Origin of the sequence: Corallococcus sp. 4LFB, from assembly GCF_046520365.1 — a bacterium.
Classification (GTDB): domain Bacteria; phylum Myxococcota; class Myxococcia; order Myxococcales; family Myxococcaceae; genus Corallococcus; species Corallococcus caeni.
Map to the genome: position 1 here is coordinate 1 of NZ_JBKGHJ010001173.1, position 694 is coordinate 694.

General features: G+C 75.9%; 1 protein-coding gene. It reads left to right on the plus strand.

Annotated features, from left to right (window positions below; translation table 11 throughout):
• Positions 1–228: 228 nt before the first annotated feature.
• On the plus strand, positions 229–694 hold a 466-nt coding region (locus tag ACLEQD_RS44760; RefSeq protein ID WP_410391973.1), incomplete at its 3' end, for an AMP-binding protein.

Sequence of the window (694 nt, forward strand, 5' to 3'; positions counted from 1 at the left end):
CGCGCGCCCCGCCACGCTGGACGCGCTGAAGGCCCACGTGGACGGCTTCGCGGGCCGGGCCCCCCAAGGCCTGACCGCCCTGAGCGCCCTGACGCCGCTCACGCCGGCGATGAACGAGGACGGGCGCTCCGCCACGTTCCAGCCGCTGTCCCCCGGGCTCGCGGCGCTGGTCGTCTACACGTCGGCTCCAGCGGGGAGCCCACCGCCATCCCCAAGCGCCTGTCGCAGCTGTCCAGTGAGGTCGCCACGCTGGGCGCGCTGTTCGACGCGGAGGTGGGGGACGTGCCGGTGCTGGCCACCGTGTCGCACCAGCACATCTACGGCCTCTTGTTCCGGGTGCTGTGGCCGCTGACGTCGGGCCGCCCGTTCGACGCGCTCGCCCTGCCCTATCCGGAGGACATCCTGGCCGCGCTCCAGGCCGGGCCCGGCCTGCTGGTGGCCAGCCCCGCGCACCTGAAGCGGCTGCCGGCGACGCTGGACTGGTCTTCCGTGCGTGGGAGCCTGCGCGGGCTGTTCTCCTCCGGCGGGCCGCTCACCGCCGAAGCGCTCCAGGCCTGCCGCGACCTGCTGGGCCGCGCGCCGGTGGAGGTCTACGGCAGCTCGGAGACGGGCGGCGTCGCGTGGCGCCGGCGCGACACGGACGACACCGCGTCGTGGCGCACGATGCCGGGCGTGGAGGTGCGCGCCGGCGAGG